A 24,301-nucleotide genomic window follows, 5' to 3' on the forward strand; every position below is an offset into this window, starting at 1 on the left:
AGATCAAACACTACATCCTCGGAATAAAAGTCGTCAAATCAAGTTTTCTTTATCGAAAGGGGTATATTATGGCTAGAGAAGAAAAAACAAGATTGATAATTATCGGTGGTGGCGAAGATAAAAGGGCTGATAAGGAAATACTTAAGGAAATTGTTTATTTATCTGGCGAAAAAAATGCCCATATTGCTGTAGTTACCACAGCTACAAACTACCCTTTAGAGGTTGGAGAAGAATATAAAAGGATTTTTTATGAATTAGGTGCAGATAAAGTAGAAACAATTAATATTGTATGCAGAAAGGAAGCGAATAGAAGGCAAATAACTAGAACCTTGGAAGAAACAACTTGCATTTTTTTTGTTGGTGGAGATCAGCTTAGAATTTCAAGTATACTAGGAGGAACAGAATTTCATAATCAGATTAAACGTAGGTTAGAAGAAGGAGTAATTATTGCTGGAACCAGTGCAGGTGCTTCTATGATGAGTGAGGTAATGGTAGTAGATGGAGAGGAAGAGGATGCCCCAAGAAAATGCACTTTGAAAATGGCTCCTGGAATGGGTTTGTTGGAAGAGGTAATAATTGATCAGCATTTTAACCAAAGAGGTAGGATAGGTAGACTATTAGGGGCTGTTGCACAAAATCCGCAAACTATTGGTATCGGAATAGATGAAGATACAGCAATTATAGTTAGTGACACAAGAGAAATAAGTGTAATAGGTTCTGGTGTAGTAACTATAGTTGATGGCAGAGAAATTGACTACACTAATATTTCAGAACAATATCCTAATGAACCTTTAGCTATTACTAATGTTAAAATTGATATTTTGCCAACGGGATATGGATATAATCTGTTGAATAGACAAGCAATTACCCAGTTTGACATAGATAAAAAATAATATAATAGTATACAAGAAAGTACTCTTTAAAAAGATTTGAAAGTTAATATTTTGAAATACATTACGGAAATTATAGCTTATCAACAATTTCGTAGGGTACATAATTTCCTATGTGTGATAAGGTAAGTCATACTAAAATAAATGGTGACCTAAATTGTTTGAGGAGGACCGTAAATGAAATTATTAAGTACTAGGGTATATTCCGGGAGAAATATATATAGTCATTGGCCTGTAGTTAGGGCAGATGTAAATTTAGGTAAATATGTGGATATACCAACTTGTGACATAGAAAATTTTAATGAGAGGCTGCTATCTATGTTGCCAGGATTAAAAAAACACAAATGCTCTAAGGGCTATATTAATGGATTTTATGAAAGACTAGAAAGAGGAACTTATTTAGCTCATGTAATGGAACATATGGCCTTGGAGATTCAAAATATATTAGGATATGATGTAAAATTTGGAAAAACAAGATACTTACGAGATGATACAGTATATTTCATGGTATTTTCTTATATTAATGAGGTTGTAGGATTAGAATCTGCAAAACTGGCTTTTGATATAATAGACGGTTTGCTAAATAACAAGGAAATAGATATAAATGAACGTTTATTCTATATTCAAACAAAGGCCAATGAAAATGAACTAGGACCTAGTACATCGGCTATTGTTGAAGAAGCACAAAAAAGGAAAATACCTACAATGCGTATTGGTGAAAACAGCATAGTACAGTTGGGATATGGCAAGTATCATAAAAAGATACAAGCTACTATGACAGATCGAACTAGTTGTATGTCAGTAGATATAGCATGTGACAAGGAACTTACTAATTATATTTTAAGAGCCCATGGGTTACCAGTACCAGAAGGTAAGGTTGTTACTACTTTGGATGAAGCAATTGTTGAAGCGGAGAAATTAGGACTACCTGTGGTTGTAAAACCTTATAATGGTAATCAAGGCAAAGGGGTTTCTTTAAATCTTTCTTCTAAGCTTGAAATAGGTAGAGCTTTTAAAATAGCTAAACAGTATAGTGACAGAATTTTAATAGAAAAATTTGTTGACGGAAAACACTATAGAATCGCAGTAGTAGGAAACGAAGTAATTGCAGCTTCTGAAAGAATAGCAGCTCATATCATAGGTAATGGTATTAATACTATTAAGGAGCTTATAGATATAGAAAATAGAAATCCATTAAGAGGAGAAGGTCATCAAAAACCTTTAACTAAAATTAAAATTGATGATGTTATGCTCTTGATTCTAGATAAAGTAAAAATGAATCTTACCAGTATACCCAAGGATGGAGAAATAGTTTATCTTAGAGAAAACGATAATTTAAGTACAGGTGGAATCGCTATAGATGTTACAGATGAGGTACATCCTAATAATATCAAATTGGCATTAAGGGCAGCTCAAATTATAGGACTTGATGTAGCTGGTATTGATATTACTGCTAAAGATATTAGTAAATCTATTGTAGAAAATGATGGTGTTATTATTGAGGTGAACGCTTGCCCAGGCATAAGAATGCATCATTATCCTTCTAAGGGTCAGCCACGAAATGTAGCAAAAGCTATTGTGGATTTATTATTTCCACCTGGAGTTAAGCACTCTATACCTGTAATATCTGTCACTGGTACTAATGGAAAGACTACAACAACAAGAATGATCGCGAAAATACTTAGAAGTAATAATATGACTGTTGGTATGACTAGTACGGGTGGCATATATATTAATGATGATCTAATAGTACAAGGAGATACTACAGGACCTAGAAGTGCAGAAGTTATTTTAATGGATAAAAATATAGATGTAGCTATTTTAGAGACAGCCAGAGGCGGTATAGTAAATAAAGGATTAGGATATGACCTAGCAGACGTCGGATTAATTACTAATATTGGAGATGACCATATAGGAATAGATAGTATAAATACATTAGAAGATATGGCTGATGTTAAATCTCTTATTGTAGAAGCTGTTAAACCAGATGGATACTCTATAATAAATGGAGATGATATCTATGCTGAAAGAATTGCTAAAAGGGCTAGAGGTAATATTATTTATTTTTCTCAAAACCCTGATAATAAGTTAATAGTTCAGCATAAATACAATGGAAAAAAAGCAGTATATTTAAAGGAAAATATTATTTATATATTTAACGGAGAGAAGGAGTTACCGGTAATTAATATTGAAAATATACCTGCTACCTTTGGTGGGGCCTTGGAACATAACATAGAAAATAGTTTGGCAGCAGTAGCTGTTAGCTATGGTATTGGAATTGACACGACTATTATTAGTAAAGGACTAAGCGAATTTCATACAGATGTTACTAATAATCTAGGCAGGTTTAATGTATTTGAAGTTGCAGACTTTAAAGTTATAATTGATTATGGTCATAATATTGCTGGCTACAGTAGAGTGCTTAGTGGACTAAAGAAAATGAAAATCAATAAATTGATTGGTGTTATCGGTGTGCCGGGTGATAGGACAGATATAAGCATTTTAAAAGTGGGAGAGTTATCTGGTAAATCCTTTGATCAAGTTTATATAAAAGAAGATAAAGATTTGAGGGATAGAAAACCGGGAGAAGTGGCAGAACTATTAAGAAAAGGGTGTATGTTAGGAAAACTAACAGATCAACAAATTACTATAGAGCTAGATGAAAAAGAAGCCTTAATTAAAGCGATGGAAAATGCTAAAGCTGGAGATACTATTATTGTATTTTATGAAGATTATCAGCCTTTATATGATGCAATTAAAGATTTTAAGGCCAAATTAACATCTGATGTAATAAATGAAATACCTGCAGTAGTTGGTAAGGTGTAAAAAGTATTCTGTTAAATGCTATAGGATTATAGGGACGAATTTTATATTCGTCTCTTTTTAATATTAGGAGTTTACATGATAAGATAGTTAACATATACTAAATAAAATAATAGATATACCTATTGAGGGGTTTAATAGTCCTTGGATATGTGTATTAATAAATAATATACTTTTTACGTAGAGAGAAGGGGTAAAATGAAAAATATAGGTGTGTTTTTTGATATTGATGGAACTCTGTATAGAGATTCTTTAATGGTGGAACATTTCAAGAGTTTAATAAAGTATGAAGTAATAGATCCTATTATTTGGCATACACTTGCTAAAAATGCATTTCATGATTGGGATATGAGGCAAGGAAATTATGATAATTATTTAAATGAAGTATCTCAAATATATCTTAAATCTATGAAAGGTCTAAATAGAAACTACATGGACTTTATATCAAATCAAGTAATAAATTTAAAAGGCGATAGAGTGTACCGTTTTACTAGAGATAGAATTAACTGGCATAAGTCTCAGGGGCATAAGGTTGTTTTTATTTCGGGTAGTCCAGACTATTTAGTATCAAAAATGGCAGAAAAATATGGAGTAGCTGATTATCGCGGAACAGAATATATAGTAGATGAAAATAATAATTTTACTGGCGAAATTATTCAAATGTGGGATTCAGACAGTAAGCACACAGCTATTATGGAATTTGTTGATAAATATAATATAGATTTAGATAAAAGCTATGCATATGGCGATACAAATGGAGATTTTTCAATGCTAAAGCTAGTCGGTAGTCCTATTGCAATTAATCCTGCTAGAGAACTACTACAAAATATTAGAAATGATAGGGAATTGCGTAAAAAGGCTACAATAATTATTGAAAGAAAAGATGTAATTTATAAATTAACCGCCGATGTGGAATTTTTATAATTTTAGCTTAATATTAAATAGTGGAGCTTATAGGCTCCACTATTTAATTAGCTATTTTAAAGTTATTATCTAATATTTCAACTGCGTCTTTTAACCCTGAAGAAACATATACTTGTCTGTCTTTAGTAATTAGCAAACCTTCTACACCTGGACGACTTTCTATTAATTTTAGTCCCTCATCTAAACCTAATATAAATGAAGCGGTTGAAAGGACATCTCCATCTATAGACTTATCTGAAACAATAGTTACACTTACTAGACCATTATTTGCCGGAATGCCAGTTTTAGGATCTATAATATGGTGGTACCTTACTCCATTTTCGATAAAGTATCTCTCGTAATCTCCAGAAGTAACTACAGATTTATCAGATATAGAAATACGGGCAATGGAATTACTCGATCCAATTTCAGGATTATTAATACCAATTCTCCATTCGCTACCATCGGTTTTTGTACCTAGGGCATATACATCTCCACCTAAATTAACAACACCGCTTTTAATTCCATTTTCTCTTAGAATACGAATACTTTCATCGACCGCATATCCCTTTGCAATACCACCTAGATCCACTAACATTTTATGATCTTTAATAAAAGCAGTATTATTTTCCTTTGAAAGTTCCAGTTTATTTAAGTCTATATGTTTTTTTGCATCTGCTATTTCTTCTGATGTAGGAACTTTCTGCGAGTCCTTTCCTATTCCCCAAAGCTCTATTAGCGAGCCAAGACCAATATTAAAAGCCTCTTTAGTTATAGAAGAATATTCAAGACCTTCTAACAGTACTTCCATAGTAGAAGGATTAACAGCTATAGCTTCAACCCCAGCTTTTTTGTTCATATTATATACATCGCTGCCTTCTATAGAAGTGCTCATTAGATTTTCAATTTCTTTTATGCGATCATAAGCCTTAGAAATAGCTTCATTCCCTTCCTTTTCAGAATTACTATAGGCACTAATTGATCCAAAGGTACCTAAGATTAACTGCTCCTGTTTAACAAGGGTTAATTCTTTAGGTGATTTATTAGAAGTACAACCTGCTAATGTTATAGATATTATTAGAAATAATAGCAATATGTTTGATTTCTTATTATTTATCATCTTATTACACCTCTTCTATAAAGATTCTTATTAATCATATCAGCTGATTAATTATATCAATTGATTTAATAAAAGTAAAGAATAGTAAAATATCAGTATAAAAGAATGAGAGATGTTATTTATTGTTAGTAAAAGATTTAAATTATAATCTTATAATATAGAAGCTGATACATTAATCGTTATTTAAATATCTATTGGTAACATATATAGGAAATTATATGTTATTATATGTAAACAAACATAAAAAAAACTTAATTTTGATACTATTTTTAAAATAATATGTAGAATAAAACTGTATTCCCAGCATATTTCTTGAAAACATAAGAATATATAGATGTTAAATTTAAATTAATCTATACAAAAAGTAAGTAAAAAATACCAAAATATAGTTGCATTGGTAATGAAAAAGATGTAAAATAATTGTAAAGTTATAAGTTATTAATTTAACATTTTTGTTTAGTAATAGTAATTGTTAAATTAACGATTATTATTTAGTAAGCAGAATAACATTATTAAGGGGGAGATTTTTAATGAAAAAAGCGTGGGCATTAGCGTTAGCGGCATTGCTAGCTTTACCATTAGTAGTACCAACAAATGTAAATGCTGCAGATCCAGAACCAGCATTAGAAGGTCCTGGAGTTAAGAGTGCTGTTGTTTTCAACAATGGTGAAAAACTTACTTTAGAAGAAAAGACAACAATCAAAGGTGGACGTGTATTTGTTCCTCTGAAAGAGTTAACTGAAAAATTTGGTCTACATATTAAATACGATGCGGCTACACATACTGCGTATATTTTGGACAAAGAAGATGCAACACTTGCAAAGGCTGAAAAGGGCGAATCTATGAACCTTTTTAGAAACGATGTAAAGCTTGAAACAATTGTAGATGTTAACGAAGAAAACCAATCATTTGTTTCAGCTGCTGATTTTGCAGAAGCTTTAGGAAGATATTACTATGAAGATACATTAAGTAATAGCTTATACATGTTTGATGATGCAGCTCCGATGAAAGATGGGGAATATGTAGCTGCTGGCTTAGCAAGTAAAGGATGGGTTCCACAAGTTAACCTAACCGTTAAAGGTGGAAAAATTGAATCTGTAGTTTACAACGAGTATAATGCTGAAGGAAATGGTAAAAAAACTGACGAAGCTTATAATACAAGCTGGCAAGCAAAGTATCCAGAAGTAATTCTTTCAGAGAAGATAGATACATTACAAAGTGATTTGGTTGCTAAGCAAGATCCAAACAAAGTAGATGTGACAACTGGTGCGACAGGAACGCATAAAAGCTTTGTAGCTTTAACTAAAAAGGCAATGGCTCAAGCTAAAGCTGCAAGTGTAAGCAAAGCAGTAAACTTTGATTATAAAGACGGTAAATATGTTGTTGTTGGATTAACAGATTCCAGGGGATGGACACCACAAGTTGACATGGAAGTTAAAGATGGAAAAATTATTTCTGTAGAATATACAGCACTTAATGATAAAGGTGAAAGTAAAAGATTAGATGGAGCAGGATATGTAACTAATTGGAAAAATAAATATGAGGGTGTAGACCCAGTTGCAATTATTGCTGAAAGAGAAGCTCAATTAATTAAAACTCAAGATCCAAACATGGTAGATGTAGCAACAGGTGCTACAGGCTGGGGAGATGACTTAAAGCTTTTCACAGTTGGAGCATTAAATCAAGCTAGAATGTCTGACATCGAAGTAACAGAAGGTTCTACTATTTATGTATTCCATGGTGAACCTACAGCTAAAAGTGCATATTATGTACAGTTATTAGCTCTTGCTAAAGATAATGAAATTCTAGATGTAGATTATGTAGAATATCAAACAGGATCAGATTTGGCTAAGCCTCACAACCCAACTTACATTCAAAATTGGGCTAGTAGAACACCTGATGTACTTCAAGGAAGAAATCAATTAGATATCAGAGAGGAAATGCAAGACTTCCTATTAAACAACAAAACTGTTGAAGGAATCGATACTATTACAGGGGCTTCTAACTGGAGAAAAGGTATCGTAGAATTAGGACCTAAAGCAGTAAAAATGATTGAAAAATAACACATTACTATTTAATAAACATATGAAAAAATAATAAACTTAACTGATAAGGCTGGGGAATACCTCGGCTTTATCCTTGTTAATATAGTTATAAAACTATTATGAAATTAATTATTTCAAGGAGGTAAATTTATGAAAAAAAAATTAGCCTTAGCATTAGTAGTTGCATTAACAATTGGAGTATTTGCAGGTTGTTCTAAGCCATCGAAAGAGACTTCTGGTAATTTTACTGATGGTGAATATGAAGGCGTTGGTGAAGGCTTTAAAGGAGACATCAAAGTAAGTGTTAAAGTTGAGAATGGCAAAATTACAAATATAGGTATTATTGAAATTGATGAGACGCCTGGTATTGGCGATGAAGGTGTAAAAGAAACTATTAAAAAAATTATTGAAGCACAATCAACAGAAGTGGATACACATTCTGGTGCTACAATTTCAAGCAATGGAACTATGGAAGCAGTAGCAGTGGCATTAGGTTTGAAAGAAGCTAAGATTGCAGAAAAACCTGTAGAAGATGCTAAACCTGATCCAGAGCCTATGACATTTGTTGATGGAATATATGAAGGATCTGCAAAGGGATTTAAGTCTGACATCAAAGTAAAAGTTATAGTAGAAGGAAGTAAAATTACAAGTATTGATACCTTAGAGATTGGCGAGACAGAAGGAATTGGTGACGACGCCTCTAAAGAAATTATTGATAATGTAATTAAGTTTCAGTCAACAGAAGTAGATGCAAAATCTGGAGCGACAGTTTCAAGTAATGCTACTATTGAAGCTATATTAAATGCTTTAAATAGTGAACCTACTAAAGAAACTGCAGAAGAGACAGCAAAACCAGCAGAAAAGTCTGCCGATAAGCCAGCGGAAAAACCTGCTGATAAGCCGGCAGAAAAATCAGCAGAAAAGCCTGCTGATAAGCCAGCAGAAAAACCGACAGAGAAACCTGCTGATAAGCCAGCGGAAAAACCTGCTGAACCTGCTGAACCAGCTGCAAGTGGTTATAAAGATGGAACATATGTAGGAAAAGGTGAAGGATTTTACGGCGATATCGAAATAAAGGTTACTATAAAAGATGGAAAGATCACAGCAGCTACTATAAATAAGATGGATGAAACAGAAGGTGTAGGAGACGTAGCTGTTAAAAAAATTGCTGAGCAAGTTGTATCAAAACAAACAGGTGATATAGCTGTAGTATCTGGTGCTACAATTTCAAGTGAAGGTGCAATTAAAGCTGTAAAGGATGCATTAGGCCAAGCGAAATAGGAACATATTAAAATTTGATTTATATGATAGGTTTATTTTTTTATATATATGTCAATATTAGTCCTATAAAGGCTAAATATATTTTTATAATGATGTTGCATTATTTATTAAAAAGATGTAAAATTATCTCGAGTTACTTATTAATCCAGAATTATTGATATGGACAAAACATTACTTAAAATTTATATTGTATTAAGGAGGATTTTAAAATGAAAAAAAGATTAGCATTGGCATTAGTTGCTACATTAGCAATGGGAGTATTTGTAGGATGTTCTAAGCCAGCACCAAAGGCAGAAGCATACAAAGATGGTACTTATGAAGGTGTAGGAGAAGGTTACAAAGGAGATATCAAAGTAAGTGTAGAAGTTAAAGATGGTAAAATCAGCAACGTTGCAATAGTAGAACAAGAAGAAACAGAAGGTCTTGGTGATACTGCAGCAGAAGAAGTAGCTAAAAAAATTGTTGAAGCTCAATCTACAGAAGTAGAAGCAGTATCTGGCGCAACAGGTTCAAGTAACGGAACTATGGAAGCTGCTAAGGATGCATTAAGCAAAGCTAAATAGTTTAATTTAAACAATAGAAAAAGCAGCCTTGCTGCTTTTTTCATATATTTAGAAAAAACATGATCCATATTATGGATCATGTTTTTTTATTGAGAATAATAATGTTATAAAAAGATATTTATGGATATATAAATAATAACGAATATCAATATTAATTGATAAGGAGGTAATATAATGCTTTTTAAAAATTATAATCCATTGGATAAAAAGATGTTTCAAATTATGGACGAAAATTCTAACATTAAAAATGAAGAGTACATGCCAGATTTAAATAAGGAAGAACTATTAACGATGTATGAAAATATGATACAAACTAGAGAGGCAGATTTAAAAGCCCTTATGTATCAAAGACAGGGAAGAATGCTTACCTATGCACCTAATATTGGGCAAGAGGCAGCTCAAGTAGGCAGTGCTTTTGCGCTGGAAAAGAAAGATTGGATGGTGCCATCTTTTAGAGAGCTTGGAGCATGGCTAACTAGAGGAGCAGATCTTAAAATGATATATCTTTACTGGTACGGTAATGAGTTTGGTAGCCATATTCCAGAAGACTTAAAAATTTTACCGGTATCAGTACCTATTGCAAGTCACCTTAACCATGCCGTAGGTATATCATGGGCATCTACACTACAAGGCAAGGATGAAGTATCTATTGCTTATTTTGGTGATGGTGCAACTTCTCAAGGAGATTTTCACGAAGCTATGAATTGGGCCGGAGCCTTTAATACACCAACAGTATTTTTATGCCAAAATAACCAGTTTGCGATTTCTGTTCCTAGAGGAAGTCAAACTAGTTCAGAAACAATTGCCCAAAAAGCAGTTGCATATGGAATGCCCGGAATACAAGTGGATGGTAATGATATATTAGCTATGTATGTTGCAACGAAAACAGCTATAGAAAGAGCTAGAAGAGGTGAAGGACCAACATTAATTGAAGCCTACACCTATCGCATTGGAGCCCACACAACTAGCGATGATCCCACACGTTATAGAACAGATGATGAAGTTGAAGTTTGGAAGAAGAAAGATCCTATAGATAGAATGAAAAAATATTTAATAGATAAAGGATATTTGAATGAGGAAGAAAACGATAGATTAGTTGAAAAGTGCGGAAAGATAGCAGAGGAAGCTTTTAAATATGTAGAAACTAACGGAAAGACAAAACTGGATGATATATTTAAATATCATTATAAGGAAATAACACCTCAATTATTAGAGCAGATGGAAGAATATAAAGAATTTTTAAATGAGAGAGGTGAATTATAATGACCACAATCAATTTATTACAAGCTGTTAATTTAACATTAAAACAAGAGATGGCAAGAGATCAAAGAATTATTGTATTTGGTGAGGATGTAGGATATGAGGGTGGTGTATTTAGAGCAACTGTAGATTTACAGAAGGAATTTGGAAAAGACCGTTGCATGGATTCACCATTATCAGAGTCTTCAATTGTAGGAGTAGGAATTGGTATGGCGATTAACGGAATGTTGCCAGTAGTAGAAATGCAATTTATGGGATTCTCTTACCCTGCTTTTAATCAAATAATTAGCCATGTTGCCAGAATGCGGAACAGATCTAGAGGTAGGTTTAGTGTTCCTATGGTGATAAGAATGCCTTATGGTGGAGGAATTAGAGCGCTGGAACACCACTCCGAAAGCACAGAAGCTATATATTCACATATTCCAGGACTAAAGGTAGTTATACCATCTACTCCTTATGATGCAAAAGGATTATTGGCTGCTGCAATTAGAGATGAGGATCCAGTAATTTTCTTAGAACCAAAACGTATTTATAGAGCATTTAAACAAGAGGTACCTGATGAGGAGTATATTATACCAATTGGTAAAGCTAATGTAGTAAGGGAAGGCAAGGATATAACTCTAATTTCCTGGGGTGCCATGATGCGGGAAGCTTTAAAAGCTGCTGATCTAGCTAAGGATAAAGGTATTAGTGTTGAAGTAATTGACCTACGGACAATATCACCGATTGATAGGGATACCATTATTGAATCAGTTAAAAAGACAGGAAGGGTAGTTATTGTACATGAGGCGGCAAAAACTTTGGGAGTAGGCGCTGAATTAATTTCTATTATTAATGAAAAGGCATTTCTATATTTAGAAGCTCCTCCACTTAGAGTAACTGGCTTCGATACTCCTTTCCCATTGCCTCAGGGAGAGCATCATTACCTACCAAGTCCAGAAAGAATATTTAATAAGATTATGGAAACTGTCAACTACTTGACATAAGGAGGTGTTAATATATGTTTAAATTTAAGTTCCCAGACATTGGGGAAGGAATAACGGAAGGAATATTAACTAAGTGGTTAGTTAAGGTAGGAGATAATATAAAGGAAGGAGACTCTTTATTCGAGGTCGAAACAGACAAAGTAACCACAGAGATTCCATCTCCCGCTTCAGGTATAATAGATAAACTGAATGGGGAAGAAGGGGAAGTCATATATGTTGGAAATGTAGTGGTAGAGATTGTAACTGATAATAAAGGTGAAAGTGCTATAGACATATTAGAAGAAGGGCAAACTGTAAAGTCTGAAAAAGTTGAAGAGGAAAATGCAGGTGTTGTAGGTGCTTTGGAAGTATCAAATGAAATAATGGAAAGTAGTACAGAAGGCAGAAATACAGAGGTTAAGGAAGAACTAAAGAAAAAGGTATTAGCTACACCAATGGCTCGAAAGATAGCTCACGATTTAAATATTAATATTAATGAAATTATTGGAACAGGTCCACAAGGTAGGGTAATGAAGGCTGATATCCAAAATGAATATAATGTACAAGATAACAAATTAAAGGATAATGAAAATATTATTGTAGATAATAAAGAAAATATAAGTGCTAATGTTAAGGAAAATACAATAGCAGGATATGAACAAAGAATTAAACTCACTTCCTTAAGAAGAACTATTGCAAAAAATATGGCAAAGTCAATGTATACAGCTCCACATGCATTATGTATGGATGAAGTTGATGTAACAGAGCTTGTAAATTATAGAGAAAAGGTAAAAAATTTATTTATAGACGATAAGGATATTAAGTTTACCTATTTACCATTTATTATAAAGGCCGTAACACTTGCATTAAAGGATAATCCCAAATTTAATGCTCAGCTAGATGAAGAAAATGATGAGTATATCATTAAAAAATATTACAATATAGGTATAGCGGTTGATACAGAAGATGGTTTAGTTGTTCCTATAATAAGAAATGCGGATAAAATTGGTATGTTAGAATTGATGGAGGAAAGTATCCGTCTTAGTAAAGCAGCTAGAGATAAGAAACTAAAGCTTGATGAGATTAAAGGAAGTACATTTACAATAACTAATTTTGGCTCATTAGGTCTAAGTACTGGAATGCCGATTATTAACTACCCAGAGGTAGCTATTTTAGGAGTTGGAAAAATTGAGCAAAAACCAGTTGTAATTGATGGTGAGATTGTAATTAGGTGGATATTGCCATTAGCATTATCTATAGATCATAGGGTGCTAGATGGAGGAGATGCAGGAAGGTTCATAGATTCATTGAAAACATATATAACAAATCCAGATAGACTTATTTTGTATTAATATTAACGAATCTATTAAATCCTTCTTAAATTTAAGAAGGATTTAATTTGATCATAGAATACTATAAAAAACAAGTATAGAATAAATTAATAGAATAAAAGAAGGAGTTTGACATATCTAAGTAGAAAATATAAAACATTTCGCAAATTTCAAAAAATAGTGCTATTAGAATAGCTGGAGGGAGGAAGTTTAGTGAAAAACTATGATGTAATAATATTAGGTGCAGGACCTGGGGGATATGTAGCTGCTATTAGAGCTGCACAATTAGGTGCTGCTGTAGCATTAATAGAGAAAGAATCTATTGGTGGAGTTTGTTTAAATTGGGGATGCATACCTACAAAAACCCTTTTAAAAAGTGCGAAAACCTATCAGAATATTTTACATGGAGAGTTTTATGGTATTGAAGGAATAGAGCCAGACAAAATAAAAGTAAATTGGCGGGCAATGGTAGATCGAAAAGATAAAGTAGTAGAAAAACTAGTTAGCGGTATAGAAGTATTACTTAAAGGTAATAAAATAGACATATATAAAGGTTTTGGAGAGTTTATTGACAAAAATCATATTAAAGTAGGAGACGAAACACTATATGGAAAAAATATGATAATTGCTACAGGTACAAGTCCAAAAGCTCCTAATATTCCAGGAATTAAGGAGTCTATTGATAATGGCTATATGATTACAGCTAAAGGACTACTTTCTATGGAGGAACTACCAAAATCTATGGTTATACTTGGTGGAGGAGTTATAGCTGTTGAGTTTGCTACTTTAATGAATGCTCTAAATGTAGATGTAACGTTGATTCAGCGATCTGGTAGAATACTGTCTGGTATGGATGCTGAAATGGCTAATACTTTAACTAGACAATTAAAGAAAAGCAAGGTAAAGGTTGTTACAAATACATCCTTAAAGGCTATTGATGGCAAAAAGGTAATTGTAGAATTAAAAGGTAAAGAAGAAATTTTTGAGGCAGAAAAAATTCTTTTATCTCTTGGAACTACACCTAATTTAGATGGATTACAAAAGCTAGATCTTAAAGTAGGATCTAGTGGAATAGAAACAAATGAGAAAATGGAAACTAATATTGAGGGAGTATATGCTATTGGAGATATAAATGGAAAATACAGCTTGGCTCATGTTGCTAGTGCAGAAGGAATAGTAGCAGTTGAAAATGCTATGGGTGGTAATGAAATACTTAATTATAATGTAATACCATCTTGTGTATATACTTTTCCAGAACTAGCTTCAGTAGGATTAACTGAAGAAGAGGCAATAGAGAAGGGACTCGATATTGTTGTAAACAAGTTTCCAGTTAATGCTAATGGTAAAGCTATGGCTGAAGGAGATACTATTGGTTTTCTAAAAATTATAGCAAACAAAGAATATGGAGAAGTATTAGGCGTCCATATTATGGCTTCTACTGCTACAGATATGATATCAGAAGCTGTTATGATAATGGAGTTAGAAGGAACAGCGGAAGATATTGCTAAGGCAGTTCATCCACATCCTACTTTGTCCGAGATGATGATGGAGAGTGCCCATGGTATATTGGGATATCCTATACATTCACTAAATAGAGGTAAGTGATATTTAAAAACTAAAAATCTTATTTTTAAAAGAGCCAAATAGGCTCTTTTTTGTTTATTTTTACTATTATATGGATAAGGTCTAAAGTCCTAAATAATAAAGAACATTATTGATTTTATAAATAAAGTAGGAATTTATCAAAAAATGTAGAATTAAATACTGTAACATAAATTTAATATAACTAAGAGTTTTATCTAAGATGCTGATTTTAACGAATAGACAAAGATTATTTTTAAATATCTACATATAAGCCTCATAGTTTCTAGGAAAAATTTAGAGTATAATATTGTTACATTAAAAACAAAGGGGGCAGATAAATGATTACTTATAAAATTCTTATACTTGATTTCGGAGAAAATTCATCTACAGATATGAAGAACTTACTTAGAAAGCACGGATATGAGGTAGTACAAAGATCTATAGAAGATAGTTACATAGAGAATATATTAAAAGAAATGCCCCATATCGTTTTAATAAATTGTTTTTCCGATGATAAAAAAACAATAAAAGTATGTAATGTCTTGAAAAAGGACGAGTATACAAGAAGAATACCTATTATCACAACAATTAATTCCCATAATATAGAGCAAAAGAAAAAGTGTATTTCATTAGGAATAGATGACTATATAACCTATCCTTTAGAAGAAGAGGATTTTATTTTAAGAATAAAAAACCAGACTAAATTAATAGAAGTGCAAAGACAATTAACTATGTGCCAAAATGCCTTAGAAGAAAGTTTAGATATGGTTGAAAAGCAAAAAAATGAGTTAGAAATAAATCTAAGCTTAGCTTCAAAGATACAAGAGGCTCTTATACCTAAGTCTCTTGGAAACATACCTAATTGTTCCTTCACTTGGACTTATCAACCATCGGGAAGGGTTGGTGGAGATATATTTGACGTTTTTATGCTCGATGATGATCATCTTGGTTTATATATGATTGATGTTATGGGTCACGGAGTTGCTTCTTCCATGTTAGCTGTTACATTATCAGAAACATTAATTCTAGATGTAGATAGAGGATCACCTTTGAAAAGAAAGATAAACTATCCGCCATATTATGAAATTATATCGCCACTGGAAGTTGTTAATTATTTAAACAAGAGATTTCCTTTTGTAAAGTATAATCATTACTTTACTATATTTTATATGGTTTTAAACATAAAAACAGGGGTAATGAAGTATGTAAGAGCTGGCCATCCTACTCCTTTGCTAGTGAAAGATACAGGTAAAATAATAGAATTAGATGCGTATGGTACTCCAGTAGGTTTTGAATTTAGTGAGGGCTATGAGGAGAAAACAGTATACTTTGACTCAGGAGATAGTCTAATTATTTACACAGATGGTTTGATGGAAGTAAAGGATGAAGCTGGTAATCCAATTGAATATGAGGGTATCGTTAATTATATTCAAAGAGAAACAGACTTTGTTAATGGGCACTTAACTATGGAATTAAATAAATTAGTAAGATCACAATCTAGTTTAAAGGATGATTTGTCAATACTAGAGATGCGTTGGATAAAGTTTATTTAGTGCTCTAAGTAACAACTATGACAACTATAGATAGTAAAATAATATTAATAGGAGAGGTATAATGAAGTTAAAACATAAACTGCCATTAGTTAGTATTTTATTATTAATAGTCGCTTTTGTTTCTTTGTGGTTAGGAACCCAAAGAACAGCATTAAATTTTATTATGGATTATCAGCATAAGATGTCTCTTTTAAATATTGAAACACGAACCAAAGATATAGAACATAGTATTGAAGATGGAAAACATAAATTGGAACGTATTATCAATAAATTAGATATTACTGATTTAAACTGGCAGAAAAATTCACCTTATTTTTATAATGAATTAGAAGGTAGTGCATTTGATAAAATAGGTCTAGTTTATAGTGATAGAACCTATAATATTACAGGAAGTGATGTTTTACGAGATCTTTCTGATAGAGAATATTTAGACCCAGTATTTGAAGGGGAAATTGTTATTTCTGATCCCATATATTCTAGATCTGATGGAACATATCAAATTGTTATTGGTATCCCTGTAAATAATAATTACGAAGTAGTAGGAGTGGTAATTGGTACAATTCCTATGATCAATATTGGAGAAATCATTCATTCCTTAAATATAGAAGGACGTGGCTATGGATTTTTAATAAACAAGCATGGAAATGTGATTTTACATCCCAAATCTGATGAGATTCTATATGACAATTTTTTTCAATATAGTGGTATAGATCGTTTTCATGCCAGAAACGGCTATGTACCTTATGAAAATTTTAATAAAATTAAAAAGTATGCTTTTTTTAAGGAATTAGAAGGAACAGAGCTTTTTATAGTAATATCGATTAATCAAAGCGATTTGTACTCACCTATTACAAGGATTTTTAATAAGAATCTTAAGATCTTTTCACTTGTTCTCATACTAGTTTTATTTTTGACTAATATACTTATAAAAAAGATGCTTAAACCTATCAATAGCTTAATAAATGGAATGAAAAAGGTTGAAGAGGGAGAATATACTCTGCAAATACCAGTAGAAAAAATGGATGAAATTGGAGATATCGCAATACAGTTTAATAAAACTATAGAAGCAATTTCTTTTAGAGATGAAGAATTGCAGGCATTAAATGAAGAGTTAGCGGCAAGTTTTGAAGAAATTAATCAAACCAGTGATAAATTATTACAGTCTTATTTTGATATAATTAGGGCTTTAGTAACAGCCATGGAGCTAAAAGATAGCTATACTAAGGGACATAGCGAAAGAGTAATGGAATATAGCTTGATGTTAGGCAAAAAAATAAATTTAACAGGTAAAGAGTTAGAGATACTACGGCATGGTAGCATTCTGCATGATATAGGAAAACTAGGAATTCCAGATAATATATTGTTAAAACCCGACAAGTTAAGTGATGAGGAATATCAACTAATACAAAAACATCCAGAAAAAGGTGAGGCATTTATCGGAAATTTAGAGTTTTTACAGGATTCTCTATCTGTTATACGCAATCATCATGAACGTATAGATGGAATGGGTTATCCAGATGGTCTTAAAGGTGACGAAATACCACAATTAGTTAAAATTGTCACTATAGCAGATTCCTATGATGCAATGATTACTAACAGAGCATATAAAAAACCTTTAAATAAGGAGGAAGCTATTAAAGAATTAATAAAATATAAAGGAATTCAATTTGATTCTTATTTAGTGGATAAATTTATTGAAGTAATTTTAGAATCTTGACAAAATTTCATGTTTTGGATATTATAATAGCATTAGATAGCTTTTAAATTTAATTATCCACAGGAGGAATAAGAAGGTGTACATTATTAAAAAAACATTAAATAATAATGTAGTAATTGCTACTAAAAATGACCTTCAATACATTTTGGTGGGTAAAGGTATAGGATTTGCTAAAAATGAAAACGACATAATTAATAATGAAAATAGCATTGAGAAGGTATTTGTTTCGTTAGATATTTTTAACAATAAAGATATTGATGAGGCGATTTTAGGTGTAGCTCAAGAGATTATTGCTATAGCAGAAAATGATTTAGGTGAAAATTTAAATAATCGTATTCATGTTGGGTTAACTGATCATATTCACTTTGCTATTAAAAGAATCTATGATGGAATAAATATTACTAATCCTTTTTTAAGTCAAACTAAGGCTTTATACGAAGAGGAATATAATATTGCTGCTAAGGCTGTTGAACTAATACGTGAACGCATAGGAATAGATGTCCCGGAAGATGAAATAGGGTTTATTGCTCTTCATATTCGTGCAAGTAGACCTAATATGGAAGATTAAATAAAATTTAGTATTATTTTAAATTAAATAAACAATAAAAGCGTGTTACTGACCAAATCAGGCATGAGCTTTAAGAAAAGCCCATGATATAAATATATCTATTATAGATTGATATATTTATCTTATGTTTTTTCTTATGCTCATGTCTTTCTTATTTTATAGAAAAGTATAAACTTTTTTATTATTGAAGGTTTCTAAAAAAGGTATCATGCTGGAAATACGCTAAGCACAGCGTAATTTAAAATGCAACAGAGTCAACGCAATAGCGTAAGATGACCTTTGTTATATACAAAGTTTTGTACTATAAATGTATAAAGTGTGTTGCAAAAGATACAATCAATTAATAGTGTATTACTAAATTAAACTAACAGGAGGCGAATTAAATGTTTGGATTATTTAAGAATAAGAAAAATGTACTAGTAGTTGGAGCACCATTAACAGGAAGGCTGATTAATATTGAGGAAGTGCCAGATGAGGTTTTTGCAGGTAAAATGGTTGGGGATGGTATGGCTATTGAGCCTGTAGAAGGTAAAGTAGTGTCACCAGTGGATGGTGAAGTGATACAAGTGTTTCCTACAAAGCATGCAATCGGTATAAAGTCTACTAATGGTGTAGAAATATTAATCCATATTGGTTTAGAAACAGTCTCACTAGATGGAAAAGGTTTTGAAACTCATATAAATGTTGGAGATGAAGTTAAAAAAGGCCAGCTTATATTGACCTTCGATTTAGAATATATAAAAAGTAATGCTAAGTCAACTATATCTCCTATCGTTATTACTAATATGGATGATCTAGAAAAACTAGAAAAAATGAAATTAGGAGAAGTAAGCCAAAGTGATGCAATTATGAATATAACTAAAAAATAAGGAGATGGTATTGTGTTAGAAAAGAAAATAACTATTAAAAATGCTACAGGAGTACATGCTAGACCAGCGAGTTTACTGGTTAAGGAAGCTACAAGATTTAAGTCAGATTGCTTTCTAATTAAGGGTGACAAAGAATATAACTGCAGAAGTATTATGAGTATAATGGGTATGGGTGCAAGACAAGGAGACGAAGTTATTTTGAAGGTATTAGGAGAAGACGAGAAAGAAGCCTTTGAAGCAATATCAGATTTAATCGAAAGAGGCTTCGATGAATAAAGTAGGGAGGAAAATTTATGTTTAAAGGAACCGCAGCTTCACCAGGTATTGCTATAGGAAAAGCATTAGTTTATAAAGATGTGGATTTAAACATTGACAAATTAAATATTTTAGAAGTAGAAAATGAAAATAAAAAATTACATGATGCTATTGAAAAAACAAAAATACAACTAAGGGCTATCAAGGAAGAAGCCACAAAAAAACTTGGAGCGGAACAAGCTCAAATATTTGAGGCACATTTAATGGTGCTAGAAGACCCAGAGCTACTTTCTCAAATAAAGGACAAAGTTAATAATGAAAAAATTAATGTAGAATATGCCACAAAAGATGTAATAGATAACTTTGTTTTGTTATTTGAAAGTATGGATGATGAATATATGAGGGAAAGGGCAGCCGATATAAAGGATGTAGGAATAAGAATATTAAAAAATCTATTAGGTATTGAAATAGTTAACTTAGCATTATTATCAGATGAAATTATTTTAGTTGCGCATGACCTTACACCTTCAGACACTGCTACAATGAATAGGGATAAGGTACTAGGCTTTGTAACAGACATAGGAGGAAGAACAAGCCATACGGCTATTATGGCAAGATCTTTAGAAGTGCCAGCAGTTGTTGGATTAAAAAATATAACCTCTACTATCAATGATGGAGATACAATAGTATTTGATGGAGAAGAGGGAGTTGTGCATGTTAATCCAACAGAGAATGTATTATCTTTATTCCAGCAGAAAAAGAAAGATTATGAGATAACAAGAAGAGATCTTGAGGCTTTAAAAGGAATGCCAACGGTTTCTAAGGATGGGAGAGTTGTAGAGTTAGCAGCTAATATTGGGACACCAAAGGATATAAAAGGTGTTATAGAAAATAGTGGAGAAGGAATTGGTCTTTATCGTACAGAGTTTTTATATATGAATCGTAATAGTATGCCAACGGAAGAAGAACAATTCCAAGCATATAAGGAAGTTTTAGAAGGTATGGAAGGAAAACCGGTAATCATTAGAACTTTAGATATTGGTGGGGATAAAGAATTACCGTATTTAAATCTTCCAAAGGAAATGAATCCATTTTTAGGATACAGGGCAATACGCATATGCTTAGATCAAACGGAAGTTTTTAAAGTCCAATTGAGAGCATTACTTAGAGCCAGTGTTTATGGTAACCTGAAAATTATGTATCCGATGATTTCATCTGTAGAAGAAGTAAGGGATGCTAATAGAATTTTAGAAGAAGTTAAAAATGATCTAGATAGAGAATATATTTCATATAGTAAGTCTATTGAAGTTGGAATAATGGTAGAAATACCAGCGGCGGCAGTAATTGGAGACCTTTTAATTAAGGAAGTAGATTTCTTTAGTATAGGAACCAACGATTTAATTCAATATACTAAGGCAGTAGATAGAATGAATGAGAAAATAAGTTATTTATATGATCCTTTTAATCCTGCAATTTTAAGAATGATAAAAATGATAATAGATTATGCCCATGAAGGTGGCAAGTGGGTAGGTATGTGCGGTGAAATGGCTGGCGATAAAAACCTTATTCCTATTCTACTTGGATTAGGATTAGATGAGTTTTCTATGAGTGCCGTATCTATTTTGCCTGCAAGAAAGATTATAAGTGAGATTTCATATAGTGATATGAAAAAAATTGCTGAAGTAACTTTAACGCTTCCTACTTCAGAGGAGATAAAAGAATATATAAAAGATCAGCTTAAATAAGGATTATATGTAATTTAATATAATAATTTTTAAAAATACATCTGTTGTAAAATAGGTGTATTTTTACATATTTAGGCATAATTATGCATTTACAATTTAATACAATTAATATATAATAAATATTAAAAATTTTATTTAAAAGAGAAAATATTAATTGGAGGGATAATTATGAATGAATTACTAGAAAAATTATTGATGGAGCCTATGCTATATTGTCTGCCCCCATGGACACATAGCAGAGAAAATCTTACTGTACTATTAAAGGCTCATCCTTCAATTCAATTTGTTTCTTTAGTGGCTGTGGATTTAGGAGGAAATGATACAGATGAAAAAATTCCTATTTCTTTATTTATTGATGAAATGGAAAGATTTTTTAATGTGGGTGTTCAAACCGATGGATCTAGTGTTGTTCTCCATGGTATTGCAACATTAAATAATGCAAAGGTAGACTTAGTTCCAGATCTTTCTGTTAATTGGTTTGTTGATTATAATTATGATCATATTTGTACTTCTACTGGGCTACCAATAGGAACATTGAGGATACCTGCATTTTTAGTGCATAATTCAAAAAAGGTAGATTCGAGATCTATATTGAAAAGAGCTATAGATTGTTTTACTTCAGAAATTAAAGTATTATTTAACCAATATCCTCATATTAGAGAGGATTTAGATATATCTATGGAAGAAAATATTGATGATATAGTTTTAACCTCTGCTACAGAATTAGAGTTTTGGGTAAAAACCCCTGGTGATTCAGCAGATGAAGAAAAATTATCAACATCACAAGTGTTGAAGGAGCAATATTGGAAGCGCACTAAGGGGAGTGTACGTACTGCATTGGAAGAAACCATACTTTTACTTAATAAGTATGGCATAGAGCCAGAAATCGGACATAAAGAAGTTGGGGGAGTTAGTGCCAAAATAGGAGTAAATGGTAAGTTGAATCACGTAATGGAACAGCTGGAAATAGTTTGGAGATATAGTACAGCTATTCAAGCTGCAGATAATGAGCTGTTTATTAGAGAAATTATAGAGGAAACATTTAAACGACACGGGTTAGAGGTAACTTTTATGGCAAAACCTATTGAAGGTGTAGCTGGTAGTGGAAAGCATATACATGTAGGTGTAGGAATTAGGCTTAACAGTGGTAGATATATTAATATTTTTACACCTAAAGATAAAAATACTGATTATATGAGTATTTTGGGTTGGGGAGGACTTTCAGGAATACTTAGAAACTATGAGGTGGTAAATCCTTTTATAACTTCCACTAATGATGCTTTTAATCGATTAAAGCCAGGTTTTGAAGCACCAGTGTGTATAGTAAGTGCAATAGGCCATAGCACAGATATTCCATCTAGAAATCGTACAGTATTAATTGGTCTAATTAGAGATATGAATAATCCAAGGGCTACAAGATTTGAGATAAGATCATCAAATCCAAGCACTAACACTTATTTAGCCTTAGCCGCACTTTATCAAACTATGATTGATGGAATTAAGGCTATGGTAAAGTCGGGTATGACATCAAAAGAATTAGAGATAGAATTTTCTAAAGGACAAGGAGAAGAAAAGTTTTATCTCGAAAAGGATAGAGTGTATAGAAGTGAAGAAGATGTATTCGAATATTACACAGAAGAAGAAAGAAGTAGCATGTTTGGTATACCACCTGTAACAGTATGGGAAAATATTAAGAACTTTGATTTAGAGCCATATAAAATACAAATATTATGTGCAGGGGAGGTTTTTAGTCAAGCAATTATTGATTCTTATCGTCAAGCTACTGTTACACAATGGGTTACAGAGCTGATAGGTAGAATTATTCCTGATAATATAGATTTAGTAAGAAGTTGTAAAAAGATTCATAGCGGAGATACAACAAATGAATTGGATGATGTAAATTGGAAGAATGTTAATGAGTTAAGAAATTGTTTAATGAAGGATAGCCTAGATAGAAAGGCTTTATTTTCTCGGATGAGAGGGGAAATTGAGTTAGGGAATTATGACTTAACTTCGAAATTACAATTAGAAATGAATGAAAAAATAACCTTATTAAAACAATTATATATAACATATCGTAGAAATTTATTTGAAGAAGGTAGTGAAGAAGGTAGTTATTTTTGGCATTAATTTAAAAGTTTGAGTTATTTAAGTGAAGCTTGCTTTCTCTCGGCATTTGAGAGATATTAAGCTTTGCTTTTTTATTGTGGAATAAAGCATAGAATGATATTTGTCTAAACATATGAAAATTTTAATAATTTCAAAGGAGGAAAATTATACCTAAGTGGAGAATAATAAATAGGTTAAAATCATTGTTTTCTAGTTCATATATTGGGTATAACAGGAAATATGGAGTATTAAATAATTATATAAAAAGGAGTGGTAATTATGCGTATTAAAGAACTACAGAAAAAGGTGGAAAATATACGAAGAAGATTAGATCCTGAAGTAATTGAAAGAGAAAAAAGAATAGAGAAGACAAAGGGTTTAGCAAAGGGTGTGGCTATAGGCAGCATTGTAGCTGGGGCAACAGCTTTATTTGTTTCGCCTGATAGTGGAAAAAATAATCGTAAAAAGGCTAAAGAAGAATTAGAGAAAGCTAAGGAGATTTTAGAAACAAACCTTAATGAAGGTAGAGATAAGTTATCTAAAGTCTATGAGTTAAAAAAAGAAACAATAGAAGCTAAGAAAAATATGTTAAAAGAAAAACTAGACCTAAATGATAATATGAATATTATAGATGATATAGACTTAGAAGAAATAGAAGAAATAGAAGAAATAGAAGAAATAGAAGAAATAGAAGAAGAATTAGCTACAGATGAATATTAA

At 31.9% G+C, this 24,301-nt stretch carries 19 protein-coding genes; 18 read left to right on the forward strand and 1 reads right to left on the reverse strand.

The genetic code is table 11. The features are described from left to right. The first annotated feature begins 68 nt into the window (after positions 1-68). From HYG84_RS09460 to HYG84_RS09470, 3 genes are all read left to right on the forward strand, one after another. The gene (locus HYG84_RS09460; protein WP_212376247.1) at positions 69-893 is read left to right on the forward strand and encodes a cyanophycinase; all 825 of its coding nucleotides are present in this window, start codon (positions 69-71) and stop codon (positions 891-893) included. A 174-nt stretch (positions 894-1,067) separates the two neighbouring features. After that, entirely contained in the window at positions 1,068-3,716 is a 2,649-nt protein-coding gene (gene cphA, locus HYG84_RS09465) for a cyanophycin synthetase (RefSeq protein ID WP_212376250.1), read from the forward strand. 195 nt (positions 3,717-3,911) lie between these two features. Then, complete coding sequence (locus HYG84_RS09470) at positions 3,912-4,637, forward strand: HAD family hydrolase (RefSeq protein ID WP_212376253.1); 726 nt, start codon at positions 3,912-3,914, stop codon at positions 4,635-4,637. 43 nt (positions 4,638-4,680) lie between these two features. Here HYG84_RS09470 and HYG84_RS09475 read toward each other — a convergent pair whose 3' ends face one another. Continuing rightward, positions 4,681-5,736 (reverse strand): FAD:protein FMN transferase, encoded by a 1,056-nt coding sequence (locus HYG84_RS09475; RefSeq protein ID WP_212376256.1) that lies wholly within the window; start codon positions 5,734-5,736, stop codon positions 4,681-4,683. A gap of 530 nt (positions 5,737-6,266) precedes the next feature. On the opposite strand from HYG84_RS09475, the gene HYG84_RS09480 reads away from it, so the two are divergent. The 15 genes from HYG84_RS09480 (at position 6,267) to HYG84_RS09550 (ending at position 24,301) form a co-directional block, all read left to right on the forward strand. Further along, complete coding sequence (locus HYG84_RS09480; protein ID WP_212376259.1) at positions 6,267-7,799, forward strand: stalk domain-containing protein; 1,533 nt, start codon at positions 6,267-6,269, stop codon at positions 7,797-7,799. A gap of 132 nt (positions 7,800-7,931) precedes the next feature. Beyond that, entirely contained in the window at positions 7,932-9,062 is a 1,131-nt protein-coding gene (locus HYG84_RS20565; protein WP_212376262.1) for an FMN-binding protein, read from the forward strand. A gap of 209 nt (positions 9,063-9,271) precedes the next feature. Continuing rightward, positions 9,272-9,625 (forward strand): FMN-binding protein, encoded by a 354-nt coding sequence (locus HYG84_RS09490; RefSeq protein ID WP_212376266.1) that lies wholly within the window; start codon positions 9,272-9,274, stop codon positions 9,623-9,625. A 174-nt stretch (positions 9,626-9,799) separates the two neighbouring features. Next, a complete protein-coding gene (pdhA, locus tag HYG84_RS09495; protein WP_212376269.1) occupies positions 9,800-10,888 on the forward strand; it encodes a pyruvate dehydrogenase (acetyl-transferring) E1 component subunit alpha in 1,089 nt (362 codons plus the stop codon). Further along, positions 10,888-11,871 carry an alpha-ketoacid dehydrogenase subunit beta gene (locus tag HYG84_RS09500; protein ID WP_212376272.1) on the forward strand — a complete coding sequence of 328 codons (984 nt, stop codon included), beginning with the start codon at positions 10,888-10,890 and terminating at the stop codon, positions 11,869-11,871. Before pdhA ends, HYG84_RS09500 begins: the two co-directional genes overlap by 1 nt. Before the next feature lie 14 nt (positions 11,872-11,885). Next, positions 11,886-13,202 (forward strand): dihydrolipoamide acetyltransferase family protein, encoded by a 1,317-nt coding sequence (locus HYG84_RS09505; protein WP_212376276.1) that lies wholly within the window; start codon positions 11,886-11,888, stop codon positions 13,200-13,202. Positions 13,203-13,394: 192 nt separating this feature from the next. Then, positions 13,395-14,786, forward strand: a complete 1,392-nt coding sequence (gene lpdA, locus HYG84_RS09510; RefSeq protein ID WP_212376278.1) for a dihydrolipoyl dehydrogenase — start codon at positions 13,395-13,397, stop codon at positions 14,784-14,786. Between the two features lie 317 nt (positions 14,787-15,103). Then, complete coding sequence (locus HYG84_RS09515) at positions 15,104-16,318, forward strand: response regulator (RefSeq protein WP_212376281.1); 1,215 nt, start codon at positions 15,104-15,106, stop codon at positions 16,316-16,318. Between the two features lie 61 nt (positions 16,319-16,379). Beyond that, entirely contained in the window at positions 16,380-18,035 is a 1,656-nt protein-coding gene (locus HYG84_RS09520) for an HD domain-containing phosphohydrolase (protein ID WP_212376284.1), read from the forward strand. Positions 18,036-18,111: 76 nt separating this feature from the next. Next, positions 18,112-18,603: a PRD domain-containing protein gene (locus HYG84_RS09525; RefSeq protein ID WP_212376288.1), complete on the forward strand. Its 492-nt coding sequence runs from the start codon at positions 18,112-18,114 to the stop codon at positions 18,601-18,603. A gap of 383 nt (positions 18,604-18,986) precedes the next feature. Continuing rightward, the gene (locus tag HYG84_RS09530; protein ID WP_212376291.1) at positions 18,987-19,472 is read left to right on the forward strand and encodes a PTS sugar transporter subunit IIA; all 486 of its coding nucleotides are present in this window, start codon (positions 18,987-18,989) and stop codon (positions 19,470-19,472) included. Positions 19,473-19,484: 12 nt separating this feature from the next. After that, entirely contained in the window at positions 19,485-19,748 is a 264-nt protein-coding gene (locus HYG84_RS09535; protein ID WP_212376294.1) for an HPr family phosphocarrier protein, read from the forward strand. 17 nt (positions 19,749-19,765) lie between these two features. Then, a complete protein-coding gene (gene ptsP, locus HYG84_RS09540; RefSeq protein ID WP_212376297.1) occupies positions 19,766-21,472 on the forward strand; it encodes a phosphoenolpyruvate--protein phosphotransferase in 1,707 nt (568 codons plus the stop codon). A gap of 168 nt (positions 21,473-21,640) precedes the next feature. Further along, positions 21,641-23,602, forward strand: a complete 1,962-nt coding sequence (locus tag HYG84_RS09545) for a glutamine synthetase (protein WP_249168573.1) — start codon at positions 21,641-21,643, stop codon at positions 23,600-23,602. Between the two features lie 258 nt (positions 23,603-23,860). Further along, positions 23,861-24,301 carry a YtxH domain-containing protein gene (locus HYG84_RS09550; RefSeq protein ID WP_212376299.1) on the forward strand — a complete coding sequence of 147 codons (441 nt, stop codon included), beginning with the start codon at positions 23,861-23,863 and terminating at the stop codon, positions 24,299-24,301.

It is taken from the genome of Alkaliphilus sp. B6464 (assembly GCF_018141165.1).
Lineage (GTDB): Bacteria > Bacillota > Clostridia > Peptostreptococcales > Natronincolaceae > Alkaliphilus_B.

Bases quoted from the DNA above. Each gene is read 5' to 3' on its own strand.
- pdhA (WP_212376269.1), top strand. From the start codon at position 9,800: ATGCTTTTTAAAAATTATAATCCATTGGATAAAAAGATGTTTCAAATT.
- HYG84_RS09530 (WP_212376291.1), top strand. From the start codon at position 18,987: ATGTTTGGATTATTTAAGAATAAGAAAAATGTACTAGTAGTTGGAGCA.
- cphA (WP_212376250.1), top strand. From the start codon at position 1,068: ATGAAATTATTAAGTACTAGGGTATATTCCGGGAGAAATATATATAGT.
- HYG84_RS09475 (WP_212376256.1), bottom strand. From the start codon at position 5,736: ATGATAAATAATAAGAAATCAAACATATTGCTATTATTTCTAATAATA.
- HYG84_RS09460 (WP_212376247.1), top strand. From the start codon at position 69: ATGGCTAGAGAAGAAAAAACAAGATTGATAATTATCGGTGGTGGCGAA.
- HYG84_RS09505 (WP_212376276.1), top strand. From the start codon at position 11,886: ATGTTTAAATTTAAGTTCCCAGACATTGGGGAAGGAATAACGGAAGGA.
- HYG84_RS09470 (WP_212376253.1), top strand. From the start codon at position 3,912: ATGAAAAATATAGGTGTGTTTTTTGATATTGATGGAACTCTGTATAGA.
- HYG84_RS09520 (WP_212376284.1), top strand. From the start codon at position 16,380: ATGAAGTTAAAACATAAACTGCCATTAGTTAGTATTTTATTATTAATA.
- HYG84_RS09500 (WP_212376272.1), top strand. From the start codon at position 10,888: ATGACCACAATCAATTTATTACAAGCTGTTAATTTAACATTAAAACAA.
- HYG84_RS09545 (WP_249168573.1), top strand. From the start codon at position 21,641: ATGAATGAATTACTAGAAAAATTATTGATGGAGCCTATGCTATATTGT.
- ptsP (WP_212376297.1), top strand. From the start codon at position 19,766: ATGTTTAAAGGAACCGCAGCTTCACCAGGTATTGCTATAGGAAAAGCA.
- HYG84_RS20565 (WP_212376262.1), top strand. From the start codon at position 7,932: ATGAAAAAAAAATTAGCCTTAGCATTAGTAGTTGCATTAACAATTGGA.
- HYG84_RS09480 (WP_212376259.1), top strand. From the start codon at position 6,267: ATGAAAAAAGCGTGGGCATTAGCGTTAGCGGCATTGCTAGCTTTACCA.
- HYG84_RS09515 (WP_212376281.1), top strand. From the start codon at position 15,104: ATGATTACTTATAAAATTCTTATACTTGATTTCGGAGAAAATTCATCT.
- HYG84_RS09550 (WP_212376299.1), top strand. From the start codon at position 23,861: ATGCGTATTAAAGAACTACAGAAAAAGGTGGAAAATATACGAAGAAGA.
- HYG84_RS09490 (WP_212376266.1), top strand. From the start codon at position 9,272: ATGAAAAAAAGATTAGCATTGGCATTAGTTGCTACATTAGCAATGGGA.